Origin of the sequence: Comamonas sp. lk (genome assembly GCF_900564145.1) — a bacterium.
Classification (GTDB): domain Bacteria; phylum Pseudomonadota; class Gammaproteobacteria; order Burkholderiales; family Burkholderiaceae_C; genus Comamonas.
In genome coordinates, this window is sequence record NZ_UOOB01000001.1 from 3949803 (window position 1) to 3964104 (window position 14302).

Sequence of the window (14302 nt, forward strand, 5' to 3'; positions counted from 1 at the left end):
GCTGGATAGAGATGCTTTGCACACCTGGCTCGGTCGTCGGATTCTCACGCGCGTTCATGCCTTGCCCTCCACAGCCACCAAGACTTTGGAGGCTTCGTAGCGGCGCAGCGCAAACGTGGCTTCGCCCACGCGCACGGCCAGCGGGTCGGGGCCGGGAAAGCCCGTAGCCACAATGCGCACGCGCTCACCGGGCAAGAAACCGATTTCCATGAGGCGCAGCATCAACTCCTGCTCCTCCGCATTGCTGGCGCTGACCAGATCGACCACGCGGGCCGCTACGTTGCGCGCCAACGTGTCGAGGCTGAGGGTGGCAGCCTGAGTCTGGAGGGACTCAGCCGCACCATCCAAAGGTAAAACGGGGGCCGCGCTACCGGGGGCCGAGGACTGCAAAATACTCATAGCTCCGCATTTTATTGAGTTTAATTCTCATTATGGTTCAGACGACAAAGTGCCCGACTTGGAACAGGTGGCGCTGAAGTCAGGTATGCGCCCGGTGGCTTGCGCCTAGTCTGCGTTTGCTTCTCCCAAGAGGCAGAGCCACCCAAGGTTTCCTTTCTGCGCAGTCAGGCTTATGCCCGGCGCCCGCACGCCAGAGGCCGACGCAGAGAAAATCCACCCCTGCCCGCTTTTGGCCCCAACCCACCATGACCCACCCCTGTCTCACCTGCGGCGCCTGCTGCGCCTCGTTTCGTGTGGATTTTTCCGTGCACGAATCCCAGGACAATGGCGGAGCCGTGCCTGCGGGCCTGATCGACGAAGTCACGGACTACACCTGTCGCATGCGCGGCACGGACTGGGCCCGCCCACGCTGCGCGGCCCTGGTGGGCAAGGTGGGCGAAAAAGCCAGTTGCGGCATTTACGAGTGGCGACCCTCGCCCTGCCGTGAGTTTTCCGCCGGCTCGGACGCCTGCAACCGGGTGCGCCTGCGCCATGGAATGCCGGCACTGGACAGCGGCCTGGTCTAAAGCCAGCGCCTCACCGGCGCGCAATTGCGTTCAATACAAAACCGGCATCGCCTTCCAGACTGAGGGCATGCTCACGCCTTCCCTCACCCCTCTTCTTTCTTCCTTGCTGGCCATGGCCGGTTTTGCCCTGGTCGGCGCCATCACCCCCGGGCCGGTCAATGTAATGGCCTTGCGCCACGGCCAGCACAGCGCAGCTGCGGCCATGGTGTATGTGCTGGGCGCCAGCACCAGCTATGCCGCCATCGTCTGGTGCATGGGCCAAGGCGCACAGCAACTACTGCTCAAAATGCCGGCATTCGCTGCCGCCGCCCAGTGGCTGTGCGCCGCCTATCTGCTGCGCCTGGCATGGCTGCTGGCCAAGTCTCCAGTCAAGGAAGCCGAGCATGAGCAACGCCCGCCAAAGCAAAGCGCCTGGCAGCTGTTTTCCCAGGGGGCGGCCATACAGCTGCTCAACCCCAAAGCCTGGCTGTTTGCGCTGTCGGCCGTGGGCGTATTCACACTCCCGCAAAGCGAGCCCATACCCGGCGCCCTGTATGCGCTATGCCTGATTTCCCTGCTCGCCTGCCTGCTGGGTGTCGGCTTCTGGGCCGTACTGGGCAAGGCCTTGAGCCGCTGGCTGTGCAACGCCAGGCGCCAGCATGGGTTTCACCAGTTGCTCGCCGCCCTGCTGCTTGCCAGTGTTGCAGGCATGATGCTGCCATCATGAACACCAGCCACCAGTTCTATCGCCATGCCCTGCTGGCCTGGGCCGAGCTCAGGGTCAGCCGCAACTCTGCGCACTGCTATCGTCTGCACATGCATGCCGAGTACTCGTTAGGCATTGTGGATGCCGGCCAGGCCCGGTTTCAGCATCCGCAGAGGCCGGGGCTGGTCGTACCCGGCGATGTGGTGCTGATCGAACCCGGCGTCTGGCATGCCTGCAATCCCGAGCAGGTCAGCCACTGGTCGTACCGCATGCTCTATCTGGATGCGGACTGGCTACATGCCCGCCTCGGTCTGCAGGCCCTGAACTTTGTTCAGCCCGCTTTGCGCTGCCCCCGGGCCGCCGGCGTGCTTGAACAGCTATGCACGCTGATTCAGACCCATAGCGAAGACCAGGCCCGGCTGACCCGGGCCAGCGATGACTTGCTGGCCCTGATCAGCCAGCATGGCCGGGCCGCGACGGCCGCAAACCCCGCCATGAACGCCGAGGCCATCAATCTGGCGCTCAGCCATCTACACCAATCCCCCGAAGATCCGCCCAGCGTGCTGCATCTGGCACAGGCCTGCGGCATGAGCGCCTCGCGCTTTATTCGCCAGTTCAAGGCCGCGACCGGCGTGACGCCCGGCGCATACCGGCTCAATCTGCGCCTCAATGGCGCGCGCCGCCTGCTGTCCCAGGGCAGCACCCTGTCCGCCGCCGCACACAGCATGGGTTTTGCCGATCAAGCCCATTTGCAGCGCAGCTTCAAGGCCCATCACGCGCTCACACCGGGCAGCTACGCCCGCGCCGCCCTGCCGCGCTGAGCCCCTGCACAGCAGCCCGGGAATCGGCGACGCCAGCCATCGCCATCAGCGATACAGCTCATACTTGCGGGTTTTGGCGACTCAGGGATTTCAGGGCATATGGCCGACTTTGACAGCATTCAGCAGCGCGAGACCGGGTTGCACCAGCAACTGAACGCCGCCCAGATGACCATGATTGCCATTGGCGGCGCCATTGGCACGGGCTTGTTCATGGGCAGCGCCTTTGCCATCGGCTTTGCCGGGCCCAGCGTACTCATCAGCTACGCGATAGGCGCGCTGATCGGCCTGCTGCTCATGGGCTGTCTGGCCGAGATGACGGTGGCCCACCCCACCAGCGGCTCTTTTGGCGCCTATGCCGAGCACTACATCAGCCCCATGGCAGGTTTTGTGGTGCGCTATGCCTACTGGGCAGCCGTGGTGCTGGCCGTGGGCATGGAGGTGACGGCCGTGGGCAAATACATGGCTTACTGGTTTCCCCAGGTCGATCAATGGATCTGGGTGGCCCTGTTTTCCGTGGCACTTGCCGCCGTGAATGCCACCAGCGTCAAGGCCTTCGGCCAGGTGGAATATGTGTTTTCCATGATCAAGGTGACGGCCATCGTGGCCTTTATCCTGATCGGAGCCTATGTGGTGTTCGGCTCGCGCCCCGAAGGCGTGGGCTTTGCCAACTACACGGCGGGCGGCGGCTTTTTCCCCAACGGACTCTGGGGCACCTGGGTGGGCGTGATCGTGGCCATCTTCAGCTACCTGAGCCTGGAATCCATTGCCATTGCGGCCGGCGAGGCCGAAAACCCCAGGCAGGCTGTCACCTCGGCTTTCAAGACCACGGTGCTGCGGCTGGTGCTGTTTTATCTGTTGTCTCTGGCCCTGATGTTGGCCATCGTGCCCTGGCATCATGCCAGCACCGACACCAGCCCCTTTGTGAAGGTCATGGAATATCTGCACATTCCTGGCGGTGCCCATGTGCTCAATTTCGTGGTGCTGCTGGCCTCGCTGTCGGCCATGAACAGCCAGCTCTACGTCACCTCGCGCATGATGTTCAGCCTCTCGCGCGGCGGCTATGCGCCCCGCGCCATGGGCAGCCTCAATCGCCGCGGCGTGCCGCTGGGTGCGATTGCCGTCTCCTGCCTGGGCATGGCCGTGGCCATGGTGCTCAATTACTTCAAGCCCCAGGAGTCGCTGGAGCTGATGATGTCGATTGCCATGTTCGGCGCCATGTTTGCCTGGTTCATGGTCTTCGTCACCCATTTGTTCTTCCGCCCCCGCTGGCAGCTCGAACACCCGGGCCAGCGCCTGCAGTTCCGCATGTGGGGCTTTCCGGTGTTCACCCTGCTGGGTGCGGCGCTGATGGCCGGCGTGATCATCACCACGCTGTTTACCAAGGAGTTCCGCACCACCACCCTGGTGGGCGTGCCGTTCCTGGTGGTGCTGGTGGTGATCTATGCTGTCTGGTATAGGAGGAAGAAGGTCACCCCCTGAGCGGCGGGGCGGCGGGGCCGCCTAGGCCCTTGCTCGGTGTCACTCGCTTGAACTGCGCCACTTGCCAAACCTCTGCTGAAACATAGACATTGCTAGCCACACCATGACTCGCCAGATCTGGGATATTTCTCCCGCCATCCATCCCGCCGCACCGGTCTTTCCGGGCGATACGCCTTACAGCCAGGAGTGGTGCGCCACCATCGGCCCGGCCTGCCCGGTCAATGTCAGCGCCATTCACATGAGCCCCCATGTGGGCGCCCATGCCGATGCGCCGCTGCACTATGACGCGCAGGGCGCGGCCATTGGCGCTGTTGATCTGAACGCCTTTCTCGGCCCCTGCCGCGTGATTCATGCCATAGGCTGCGGCCCGCTGATCGAGTGGCAGCATATAGAGCACGCTGTTGACGCCGACCTGCCCGCACGCGTGCTGGTGCGCACCTACCAAAACGCCCCCACGGTCTGGGACCCGGACCTTGCCGCCTATGCGCCCGAGACCGTCAAGAAGCTGGCCGATCTCGGCGTGCAGCTGATCGGCATAGATACGGCCAGCATCGACCCGGCCAGCAGCAAGAGTCTGGACAGCCATATGGTGATCCGCGAGCGCGGCCTGCGCGTGCTGGAGAATCTGGTGCTGGACGCTGTGGCCGAAGGCGATTACGAACTGATTGCCTTGCCGCTCAAGCTCAGCGAGGCCGATGCCTCCCCGGTGCGCGCCGTGTTGCGCGCTCTGCGTTGAGTTTCAAGAAAAATCAGCCCCAAGCCCAGCTACCATCTGCGCTGACAGCTATCAAAACAAATAGAGGAAGACAATGACTAACTTGCAAGACTGCCGCGCACTCGATGCCCAGGACCCGCTGCGCCCGCTGCGTGAGCGCTTTGCCCTGCCCGAAGGCGTGATCTATCTGGACGGCAACTCTCTGGGCGCCCAGCCCAAGGCCGCCGCCGCCCGCGCCGCCCAGGTGGTGCAGCAGGAATGGGGTCAGGACCTCATCACCTCCTGGAACAAGGCCGGCTGGATCACCCTGCCCGAGCGTCTGGGCAATCAATTTGCTCCCTGGCTGGGCGTGGGCCAGGGCGAGCTGGTGTTTACCGACACCACCTCCATCAATCTCTACAAGGTGCTCAGCGCCGCTGCCCGCATTGCCCGTGAAGATGCACCCGAGCGCAAAAAACTGATCAGCGAGCGCAGCAACTTCCCCACCGACCTCTATATCGCCCAGTCCGTCTGCCAGGAATACGGCCTGGAGCTGGTGCTGCTGGAGCCCGAGGAAATCGCCGGCGCGCTGCAGACCGATGTGGCAATTTCCATGCTCACCCATGTGAACTACCGCACCGGCGCCATGCACGATATGGCGGCCGTCACGGCCGCCGCCCATGCCCAGGGCATTCTCTGCGTCTGGGATCTGTGCCACAGCGCAGGCGCCGTGCCCATCGACCTCAAGGCTGCGAATGCCGACTTTGCCGTGGGCTGCAGCTACAAATACCTCAACGGCGGCCCGGGCTCGCCGGCCTTTGTCTGGGCCCATCCGCGCCTGATCAACCATTTCTGGCAGCCGCTGTCGGGCTGGTTCGGGCATGCCGAGCCCTTCAAATTCGTGCCCGACTACCACCCGGCCCAGGGCATTCAGCGCTATCTGTGCGGCACCCAGCCCATGATCAGCATGAGCGTGCTGCAGTGCGGCATCGACATCTATACCGAAGCCGAGCAGTTTGGCGGCATGTCGGCCCTGCGCCAGAAATCACTGGCCCTGACCGATTTGTTCATCCGCCTGGTCGAAGAGCGCTGCCAGGGCTACGGCCTGGGCCTGGCCACCCCGCGCGAGCATGCAGCCCGCGGCTCCCAGGTCTGCCTGACTCGCGATGAAGGTCTGGGCGTGGCTGGCAAGGACAGCGGTGCCTATGCCATCGTGCAGGCGCTGATCGCGCGCGGCGTGATCGGCGACTTCCGCAAGGGCGATGGCGGCACCGGCCGCCACAAGGACATTCTGCGTTTCGGCTTCACGCCGCTGTACGTGGGCTTTGAAGACGTGTGGAATGCCGTGGAGCATCTGCGCCAGGTGCTGGAATCGGGCGAATGGCAAAAAGCCGAGTTCAACCAGATCAACGCCGTGACCTGATCAGAAAGCCGTATTGCTCAGCGATGCCCATAGGTGCGCAGCCACCAAGGCGCGCCAGGGCTGGAATTGATCAAGCCAGATGCGCGCCTCGGCCGCATCTGGCTTTGTTTTTTGCAGCAACAGACCGATGGCGCGGCGCACGGCCACGTCGCCGTGCAGACTTCCGTCGGGCCAGCCGTAGCCGCGCAGCAAGGTGTAATTCACCGTCCACGGGCCTATGCCTTTGATGGCCAGCAAGCGCTGCTCCACCTCCTGCACCTGGTCGGCAGACCAGCCCGCAGCACTTTGCACCGCCCAGTCATCCAGCGGCAGCTGACCCGAGGTCACAGCCTGGGCTACCGCCAGCAGGGTCTGGGCCTTGGCCTGGGAAAAATGGTTGGCGCGCAAGCTCTCCACATCCAGCCTGGCGACACGGGCCGCATCCGGATAGGCCAGCAGCGGCTCACCGGCAGCCTGATCCAGCGGCACACCGGCCAGTGCGATGAGCTTGCGCCGCAACGAGATGGCCACGGCCACGCTGATCTGCTGACCCATGATGGCCCAGGTCAGCGCCTCAAACGGCGTGGGCGTACCCGGCACATGCAGGCCCGCCTGCCGCGCCAGCAAAGGGCCCAGCTCCGGGTGACGGCCATGGGCGGCATCCAGCGCCTGCGGCGGATAGGCCAGGCCCAGCATGCGTCGGGCCATGGCTTGCAGCTCGGCTTGCTCCAGATGCTGGTGGGCCGCCGTGCCGTGCAGCTGCACCGCCACATGGCGCTCATCCCAGCTCAGTTGCAAGCAAGCCGGCTCCCCCTGCAGCAGCAGAGCCTTGTGCAGGCTGCGGCCTTCCTGATCCAGGCATTCGGCCAGACCCTGGCCATCGCGCCCATGAAAAGCCGCGAATTCCTGCCAACGGTAATGCGCCGGCAGCTCGATCTCACAGTGTGTGTCAACCATCATTTCTATGATTTTGAGAGCGGGTAGCGCATTTCAGATATAGGTTTCAAACACTATTTAATTGGAAATGGATTCAATACCAGCACTATCCGCTATCAAAGCGAGAGTTACGCGGTCTTGGCCTGCTGGGCCTGCTGAGCTTCACGCAGCAACAGCGCCCGTTTGCGCTCCACCCCCCAGCGATAGCCAGAGATGCTGCCGTCATTGCGCACCACGCGGTGGCAGGGCACAGCCACGGCAATCGGATTGGCCGCCACCGCACTGGCCACGGCACGGGCGGCCTGGGGTTTGCCCAGGCGCTGGGCCAGCGCGGAGTAGCTGATGGTCTGGCCGGCAGGAATGCCTTGCAACGCCTGCCACACCCGCTGCTGAAATGCCGTGCCTTGAATATCCAGCGGCAGCGCCAGGCCTAAGGCCGGCCGCTCGATCAAGGCAATCACCCGCGCCACCGTCTGCTCGTACTGCGCATCGGCCCCCACCAACTCGGCGGCGGCAAAGCGTTGCTGCAAATCATCGACCAGGGCCTGGGCATCATCGCCCAGCAGCACGCAGCACACGCCTCTGCCCGTGCTGGCCACCACAAGACTGCCCAACGAGCATTCGGCCACGGCAAAGTGAATGATCTGGCTCGCGCCGCCCTGCCTGAAGGCCTTGGGCTGCATGCCCAGCATGGTGCTCGCATGTTTATAGAAGCTGCTGCTGGCTTCATAGCCGCTCAGATAAGCGGCATCGGTCACCGAGCTGCTTTGGTCGGCCTGCAAGGCGGCGCGCAGACTCTGGCCGCGCTGGGCGTTGGCATAGGCCTTGGGCGTCAAGCCCGTGGCGCGACTGAAGGCCCGGTGCAGCTGCCAGGAGCTAAGACCCACGCGACAGGCCAGTTCGGCCAGCGTGGGAGCGGGCTCTTCGCTCTCCAGCCAGCGGCAGCATTGAGTGATGATGGGGTTATCGGACATGATTTTTGCTTCAATCGCCACAGGGTTGCAGCCACTGTACGCAAGAAGAAAACCGCGTGCATCCACGTTTTTGCAGCGGCGCGCCATCAAAGCGATGTCAGCGAGCTAACGCGACGGCCCGGGTTTGGGTTACGCTGCGCGCACCGCACACGATAACGAACGACTCTGACATGACTACCGAATCCTCCGGCTGCCCCATGCATGGCGGCGCAGCCATTGTTCGCGATGAAAAAGCCCAGCTCGATTTCAGCCGCGACATGAGCTATGGCGACTATCTGCATCTGGATCAAATCCTCACGGCCCAGCACCCGCTCTCGCCTGCGCACGATGAAATGCTGTTCATCGTTCAGCACCAGACCAGCGAGCTGTGGATGAAGCTGATGTTGCACGAGGTGCGCGCCGCCACGGCAGCGATTGCCAATGCCTCGGGCGAGACCAAGCCCGACGCCTTCAAGATGCTGGCCCGCGTGTCGCGCATCATGGAGCAGCTGGTCAGCGCCTGGACGGTGCTCTCGACCATGACGCCGCCCGAGTACACGGCCATGCGCCCCTACCTGGCCCAATCCAGCGGTTTTCAAAGCTACCAGTACCGCAGCATCGAATTTTCGCTGGGCAACAAGAATGCCGCCATGCTCAAGCCCCATGAGCACCGCAGCGATCTGCTGGCACAGGTGCAAGCGGCTTACGAAGCGCCGTCGCTGTACGACGTGTCGCTGCAACTGCTGGCCCGCGAAGGCATTGACGTGCCGGCAGACCGCCTGCAGCGCGACTGGACCCAGCCCTATGAGGCCAGCGAAGGCGTGCAGCAGGCCTGGATCACCGTCTACCGCGACCCGCACAAATACTGGGATCTGTACCAGCTGGGCGAGAAGCTGGCCGATATCGAGGACGCTTTCCGCCTGTGGCGCTTCCGCCACCTGACCACCGTGGAACGCGTCATAGGCTTCAAACGCGGCACCGGCGGCACCGGCGGCGTGAGCTATCTCAAGAAGATGCTGGACGTGGTGCTGTTCCCTGAAATCTGGAGCCTGCGCACCGAACTGTAAGCCGGTCGAAACAAGCCGTCGCCATTCAGGCTGCCCCTGCTGCTCTTTGGTGACAGCGCGGGCAGCCTGAATTCTTTAGGCTGCGAGAAAAATCTAACATCGCAACAATCTCCCCCATGCCTTCCGCTCAGAGCGCCTCCCGCCCCGCCAGCAAACCCGCCCCCTTCTCCAACGTTTGGGCCATGCTGGTCTGCCTGCTCACCGGCTTTGCGCTAAGCCAGGCTTTTCGCACCACGGCCTCCATCATGGCCGACGGGCTGCGCACCGACTTCGGCCTCTCCGCCCAATCCCTGGGCTCGTTTGCCGGGCTGTTCGGCCTGTCTTTTGGCGTGGCACAGTTGCTGATGGGCATAGGCATGGATATTTACGGCCTGCGCAAGACCGTGTTGCTGACCTTTCCGCTGACCATTGCAGGCGCGGCCCTGTCGGCCATGGCGCCCAGCTATTCCTGGTTGATGCTGGGCCAGTTGCTGATAGGCGTGGGCTGCTCGCCGGCCTTTCTGGCCTCCACCATGTTTATCGCGCGCCACTTCCCGCCCGAAAAATTCGCCTACATTTCCGGCGTGGCCCTGGGCCTGGGCGGCCTGGGTCTGCTGTTTACCGGCACGCCGCTGGCCTGGCTGGTGCAGCACTATGGCTGGCGCACCGGCTTTGGCCTGCTGGCCGTGCTGTGCGTGCTGTCCTGGTTGCTGATTTTTTTGCGTGTGCATGAGCCGGTGGTGGCCAGCGATGCGCTGCCCAAACCCAGCTTCATGGAAGCGCTCAAAGGCTTTGGCAGCCTGCTGCTGCTGCCCCACACCTGGGGCATTGTGCTGCTGGGCATGGTCAGCTATGCCTCTTTTCTCACCGTGCGAGGCCTGTGGCTCAGCCCCATGCTCATGGACCGCTATCAGTTCTCACTGGTCTCCACCGGCAACGTGGCGCTGGCGGCATCGGTCATTTCGCTGTTTGCGCCGTCCATGTTCGGGCGCGTGGACCCCGGCCCCACCCAGCGGCGCACGCGTATTTTCAATTTTGCCCTGCTCATGGGCGGCATTTTCACGGCGCTGGCACTGGTGCATCACCCTGTGCTGACCGTGCTCTTGCTGCTGCTCATGAGCGTGCTCTCAGGCTATGGCGCCCTGCTGTATGCCGATGTGCGCTCCTCCTACCCGCGCGAGACCACGGGCCGGGCACTATCCATCTTCACCATGGCCATGTTTCTGGGCGCGGCCCTGATGCAGTCGCTATCGGGTGTAGTGGCCGGCTTTGCCGAGCGCCAGGGCTCGGACATCTATCTGGCCGTGATGCTGATGATTGCGGCCATGCTGGTATCCGGCGCACTGGCGTATCGATTCATCCAGGCTTCGCCCATGCTTAGAAAAGCGGTGCATTGAGAATTTCAAGGAAAACAAGGCTCAGGCCTTGAATATCTTTGCGCAAGTAGCTATGTTTTTTATAGCTACTCAGTTCCCGCCGTCATAGAGCCAGGGCACGTCCATGATGCGCCCGCCCAGGGCGCGCAAAGACAGATCCCGCCCCCAGCGCATAGGGCCGGTCGCATGAAAGATACGGCCATTGCGCAGGGAGCGCTCCTGCACCCGCGCATTGCGCTGCCAGCGATTCAGCGCATAGCGGCGCAGGCGCAAGCTCACATCCAGATCGTGCATGGACAGCGCTCTTTGCAGCTCTGCCGCATCCTCGATCGCCATACCCGCACCCTGGGCCAGATAGGGTCGCATGGGGTGGCCGGCATCCCCTACCAGGGCCACTAGGCCCTGGGCCATCTGGGACGCAGAGGAGACCGGGACCCGGTCTGCCACCGGCCACAAACGCCATTCGCCGCCAGCCTCCGGCACATGTTGCACCAGATCCTGCAGATAGCCGCAAACACCTTTCAGGTGCTGCAGCAAATCGGGCAGATTGGCGGAATGATCCCAGTGATCCAGATCATCGGGCGGCGGCCCGCTCACAATGACCACCAGGTTTTGCAGCTCGCCGCGCCGCACCGGATATTGAATCGCATGCAGCTGCGGACCTAGCCAGGCCGTCACCTCGCCGGTGCGCAGACGTTTGGGCAGCTGTGCCTGGTGCACCATGGCGCGGTAGGCCAGATGCCCGGTGACTCGTGGCGGGCCGTCGCCCAGCATCTGAGCGCGCACGGCACTGCGTACACCGTCGGCACCGATCAGGGCATCGCCTTCAATCAGCTTTCCAGCATCGGTACGTATGGTGATCACGCCCTCCTGATCGGTATAGGAGGCCACCGACTGCTGCAGGTTCAGATGCACCTGCGACTGCTGTTGCAGCGCCGCCAGCAGCAGGCTGTGCAGATCGGCCCGGTGAATCGTGGCATAGGCTGCGCCATAGCGATGAACGATGTCCGAGCCCAACGGCAAACGCCCCAGCTCCAGGCCCGACACCGCGCTGCAGGCCCGCAAGGCCGTAGGCGATGCAATCACCTGCTGCAAAGGCCGCTGCAAACCCCAGGCTTGCAGGCAGCGAATCACATTCGGCCCCAGCTGAATACCTGCACCGACCTCGGAAAACTGTGCGGCCCGCTCAAACAGGCGCACATCCCAATCGGAGCGCGCCGCCGCAATCGCCGTGGCCAGGCCGCCAATGCCGCCGCCTGCAATCAACACCTGCTTATTCATATGAATATTGTGCCGCCTTGCGCAGGCCCGGTTAGCGCTGCTTGATCAAGTCAGATCAAAACACCCAGCCATATGTTCATGGATCTCTGCATATTCCAAGCCCATGAAAAAAGCCCACCTATAAGGCGGGCTCTTTCAACTTGCGCAGCGAATGGCGATCAGATAGCGAATTGTTCGCGGTCCTGATCAGCAATCCACTTTGGCGGCTTGCCACGGCCAGTCCAAGTCTGACCCGTTGCGGGATCGCGGTACTTGGGAGCCACTTTGGCACCGGCATTAGCGGAGCGCGCACGTGCGGGAGGGAAAACGTCTTCGGCAGTCAGACCGTATTCTTCGATCAATGCACGGACCTTGGCCACAGCATCAGCGAGTTCACGGGTACGAGCTTCGTTGATTTGCTGTTCCAGATCTTGCTTTTGCTTTAGCAGTTCCTTGTATGTGCTCATGATATGCGCTTCAATTGTTGATTTAAGAAATATTATTATACGGAGAATTAATGAGCGCTCACATTTTTTCTATACGCACAAACCACAATATTCAAATTACACAAAGGTAACTTTGTGTAATTAATTTAATTAACGCAGTTCTTGTTTGCCAGAATTTTATCCACCCTTTTCCCATCCAGATCAATCACCTCAAAAACTCTAGCGTCATCCTGCACTTTTCACCAAAATGGTGCAAACAATCGCGTTCAGCCTCCCTCAAAACCGTCACTTTGTTATATCTGCTCTTTATTTCGTCAATTGGTTTCGAATACCCAGCCTGATTTTCAATTCCTCAATCTCCAGCAGTCTAGCCAGCAAAGACCCGGCCATATCTCTCTCGCTCCTTCCAGCCCATGACCTCTTCAAGCACTCACAACTTTGGCGCTGATCGCTGATCAGCAAACCATAGCCACCACAGTACTCAATCAAAACGCCGTGCGCCCGATTTGGGCCAGCACATCTCCTGCAATTGCAGGGCGCTTCAAGTTTCAGTCAGGAGTGAGGAAGCAAGTACATGCTTTCACAGAAAAGCCTGACTCTCTGTATCAAAGACCAGCAACTTGATCACACTCACAGCACAGAGTTCCGTCAAGCGTCACATGACAGACGGATACCAGGGGTGTCCATATGTTTCACCGCTTTTAGCCATCACATGCACCGCCTGCGCAACCTTCAGCTCATTCGCATCGGAGCGCGACCACATCAAAGATGACCAAAGAGCAGTCTTGTAGACGAAAAACGTTTGTCCGATTGGAAATTCTTGGACCTCCATCAATCCAGCTTAGCCGCCGTTTTCCAAACTACCGGCAATTTCTCCGCGACCATTGAATTGTTGCTAGATTCATTTATGTACCGCAATGTCAAAACAGCATGCATCGAGAATGGCAATAGTCGTACAAATGACTTTTTTACAGACGCAATTGAGCTCATGGAAGAGGCAATAGCGCTTGCAGTCAGTTCCAGAGACAAGCGAACTATTCGCGCAAAAACTGATCCAGCATAAATTATCGTTACAAAAGTGATAACAATAACCAGCATGGCAATGGCGGTTATTGAAGTCGCCGATGTAGATAACCCCGGGGATATCCTCCGGGACACGATGCAATCAATGACCGCAGCTTCGCTCAAAATCCCATAAAGCCAGCCCATTGAGCTTATGTTGAGCGACTCCAAAGGCGAAAATTGCCTGGATGGCCTTCCAAGCCAAGTTTGCCTGCCCCGCGTCAGCTATCTGTATAACGAACGCACCATGGAGCTGCGATCAGCAGAAAATCCATCCTTCGTACACAAGAAAGACAACCATGGCGCTTTACTGCATAGGCGACATCCAGGGCTGCTACGACGCTTTCGAGCGCTTGCTACTAACCGTGGACTTCTCCGAAAGTCGGGACACACTTTATGTGCTCGGCGATCTTGTCAATCGCGGCCCGCAATCGGCCGAAGTTCTGCGCCGCTGCATGCAGGCCGGCGATTCCATGCGTGCTCTGTTGGGCAACCATGATTTGCACCTGCTGGCCGCATCGCAGGGCTTACGCCGCCAGAGCAAACGCGACACGCTCAATCAGGTGCTTGAAGCGCCCGATAGTGCGCAGTTGCTTGAATGGTTGCGCCAGCAGCCCCTGAGCCGCCTGCACACCAATGCACTTGGTGAGCAATTGTTCATGGTGCATGCCGGTGTACTGCCCCGGTGGAGCGTGCAGGACAGCCTGCAACTGGATGCCGAGGTACAAGCCGTGCTGAAAAGCCCCGACTTCGCGCTTTTTCTGCAGCACATGTATGGCAATCAGCCCAATCGTTGGTCACCCAGTCTGCAAGGCGATGACCGTCTGCGCTGTATCGTCAATGCCTTCACCCGTCTGCGTTTTTGCTCTGCCGATGGAGTAATGGATTTTGAAAGCGCCGAATCGGCCGAGCAAGCGCCAGAGGGGCTGATGCCCTGGTTTGATGTACCTGGCCGTGCCACTGCCGACACGCTCATCGCTTTTGGCCACTGGTCCACGTTGGGTCATGTCAATCGAGCTGACTTGATGGCCATGGATACCGGCTGCGTCTGGGGAGGATGCCTGAGCATGATGCGCATAGGCGACAAGCTGTCGGAGCGCGAGTTGATTCAGCTGCAATGCCCGCAAGCACAGGTGCCAGGCCAGCACTGAGCGCCCGCAAACAAAAACGCCTGCAT

14 protein-coding genes are annotated in these 14302 nt (G+C 61.2%); 9 read left to right on the forward strand and 5 right to left on the reverse strand.

Annotation, left to right across the window (positions count from 1 at the left end):
• Positions 1-54: 54 nt before the first annotated feature.
• Positions 55-399: a FeoA domain-containing protein gene (locus EAO39_RS18020; RefSeq protein WP_120970264.1), complete on the reverse strand. Its 345-nt coding sequence runs from the start codon at positions 397-399 to the stop codon at positions 55-57.
• Positions 400-644: 245 nt separating this feature from the next.
• On the opposite strand from EAO39_RS18020, the gene EAO39_RS18025 reads away from it, so the two are divergent.
• The 6 genes from EAO39_RS18025 to kynU all read left to right on the forward strand — a co-directional run bounded on the left by EAO39_RS18025 (position 645) and on the right by kynU (position 6067).
• Positions 645-965, forward strand: a complete 321-nt coding sequence (locus EAO39_RS18025; protein WP_120970267.1) for a YkgJ family cysteine cluster protein — start codon at positions 645-647, stop codon at positions 963-965.
• A 67-nt stretch (positions 966-1032) separates the two neighbouring features.
• Entirely contained in the window at positions 1033-1671 is a 639-nt protein-coding gene (locus EAO39_RS18030; RefSeq protein ID WP_120970270.1) for a LysE family translocator, read from the forward strand.
• Positions 1668-2471 (forward strand): AraC family transcriptional regulator, encoded by an 804-nt coding sequence (locus EAO39_RS18035; RefSeq protein ID WP_346427106.1) that lies wholly within the window; start codon positions 1668-1670, stop codon positions 2469-2471. Before EAO39_RS18030 ends, EAO39_RS18035 begins: the two co-directional genes overlap by 4 nt.
• A 99-nt stretch (positions 2472-2570) precedes the next feature.
• Positions 2571-3950: an amino acid permease gene (locus tag EAO39_RS18040; RefSeq protein ID WP_120970273.1), complete on the forward strand. Its 1380-nt coding sequence runs from the start codon at positions 2571-2573 to the stop codon at positions 3948-3950.
• A gap of 103 nt (positions 3951-4053) precedes the next feature.
• Entirely contained in the window at positions 4054-4686 is a 633-nt protein-coding gene (gene kynB / locus EAO39_RS18045) for an arylformamidase (RefSeq protein ID WP_120970276.1), read from the forward strand.
• Positions 4687-4759: 73 nt separating this feature from the next.
• The gene (gene kynU, locus EAO39_RS18050) at positions 4760-6067 is read left to right on the forward strand and encodes a kynureninase (RefSeq protein ID WP_120970279.1); all 1308 of its coding nucleotides are present in this window, start codon (positions 4760-4762) and stop codon (positions 6065-6067) included.
• Here the strand turns inward: kynU and EAO39_RS18055 are convergent, their stop codons facing one another.
• Positions 6068-7006 carry an AlkA N-terminal domain-containing protein gene (locus EAO39_RS18055; protein WP_120970282.1) on the reverse strand — a complete coding sequence of 313 codons (939 nt, stop codon included), beginning with the start codon at positions 7004-7006 and terminating at the stop codon, positions 6068-6070.
• Positions 7007-7110: 104 nt separating this feature from the next.
• The gene (locus tag EAO39_RS18060) at positions 7111-7956 is read right to left on the reverse strand and encodes a methylated-DNA--[protein]-cysteine S-methyltransferase (RefSeq protein ID WP_120971242.1); all 846 of its coding nucleotides are present in this window, start codon (positions 7954-7956) and stop codon (positions 7111-7113) included.
• 170 nt (positions 7957-8126) lie between these two features.
• Between EAO39_RS18060 and kynA the strand changes: the two genes are divergently transcribed.
• Positions 8127-9002, forward strand: a complete 876-nt coding sequence (gene kynA / locus EAO39_RS18065; protein ID WP_120970284.1) for a tryptophan 2,3-dioxygenase — start codon at positions 8127-8129, stop codon at positions 9000-9002.
• Between the two features lie 116 nt (positions 9003-9118).
• Positions 9119-10378 (forward strand): MFS transporter, encoded by a 1260-nt coding sequence (locus EAO39_RS18070; RefSeq protein ID WP_120970287.1) that lies wholly within the window; start codon positions 9119-9121, stop codon positions 10376-10378.
• A gap of 69 nt (positions 10379-10447) precedes the next feature.
• Here the strand turns inward: EAO39_RS18070 and EAO39_RS18075 are convergent, their stop codons facing one another.
• Together EAO39_RS18075 and EAO39_RS18080 are read right to left on the reverse strand one after the other, a co-directional pair.
• The gene (locus tag EAO39_RS18075) at positions 10448-11638 is read right to left on the reverse strand and encodes an FAD-dependent monooxygenase (protein ID WP_120970289.1); all 1191 of its coding nucleotides are present in this window, start codon (positions 11636-11638) and stop codon (positions 10448-10450) included.
• Between the two features lie 158 nt (positions 11639-11796).
• On the reverse strand, positions 11797-12084 hold the full coding sequence (locus tag EAO39_RS18080) for an H-NS histone family protein (RefSeq protein WP_120970291.1): 288 nt from the start codon (positions 12082-12084) through the stop codon (positions 11797-11799).
• A 1340-nt stretch (positions 12085-13424) separates the two neighbouring features.
• Here EAO39_RS18080 and EAO39_RS18085 point away from each other — a divergent pair.
• Positions 13425-14276 (forward strand): symmetrical bis(5'-nucleosyl)-tetraphosphatase, encoded by an 852-nt coding sequence (locus tag EAO39_RS18085; protein ID WP_120970293.1) that lies wholly within the window; start codon positions 13425-13427, stop codon positions 14274-14276.
• Positions 14277-14302 lie beyond the last annotated feature (26 nt).

Bases quoted from the DNA above. Each gene is read 5' to 3' on its own strand.
- EAO39_RS18020 (WP_120970264.1), bottom strand. From the start codon at position 399: ATGAGTATTTTGCAGTCCTCGGCCCCCGGTAGCGCGGCCCCCGTTTTA.
- EAO39_RS18025 (WP_120970267.1), top strand. From the start codon at position 645: ATGACCCACCCCTGTCTCACCTGCGGCGCCTGCTGCGCCTCGTTTCGT.
- EAO39_RS18030 (WP_120970270.1), top strand. From the start codon at position 1,033: ATGCTCACGCCTTCCCTCACCCCTCTTCTTTCTTCCTTGCTGGCCATG.
- EAO39_RS18035 (WP_346427106.1), top strand. From the start codon at position 1,668: ATGAACACCAGCCACCAGTTCTATCGCCATGCCCTGCTGGCCTGGGCC.
- EAO39_RS18040 (WP_120970273.1), top strand. From the start codon at position 2,571: ATGGCCGACTTTGACAGCATTCAGCAGCGCGAGACCGGGTTGCACCAG.
- kynB (WP_120970276.1), top strand. From the start codon at position 4,054: ATGACTCGCCAGATCTGGGATATTTCTCCCGCCATCCATCCCGCCGCA.
- kynU (WP_120970279.1), top strand. From the start codon at position 4,760: ATGACTAACTTGCAAGACTGCCGCGCACTCGATGCCCAGGACCCGCTG.
- EAO39_RS18055 (WP_120970282.1), bottom strand. From the start codon at position 7,006: ATGATGGTTGACACACACTGTGAGATCGAGCTGCCGGCGCATTACCGT.
- EAO39_RS18060 (WP_120971242.1), bottom strand. From the start codon at position 7,956: ATGTCCGATAACCCCATCATCACTCAATGCTGCCGCTGGCTGGAGAGC.
- kynA (WP_120970284.1), top strand. From the start codon at position 8,127: ATGACTACCGAATCCTCCGGCTGCCCCATGCATGGCGGCGCAGCCATT.
- EAO39_RS18070 (WP_120970287.1), top strand. From the start codon at position 9,119: ATGCCTTCCGCTCAGAGCGCCTCCCGCCCCGCCAGCAAACCCGCCCCC.
- EAO39_RS18075 (WP_120970289.1), bottom strand. From the start codon at position 11,638: ATGAATAAGCAGGTGTTGATTGCAGGCGGCGGCATTGGCGGCCTGGCC.
- EAO39_RS18080 (WP_120970291.1), bottom strand. From the start codon at position 12,084: ATGAGCACATACAAGGAACTGCTAAAGCAAAAGCAAGATCTGGAACAG.
- EAO39_RS18085 (WP_120970293.1), top strand. From the start codon at position 13,425: ATGGCGCTTTACTGCATAGGCGACATCCAGGGCTGCTACGACGCTTTC.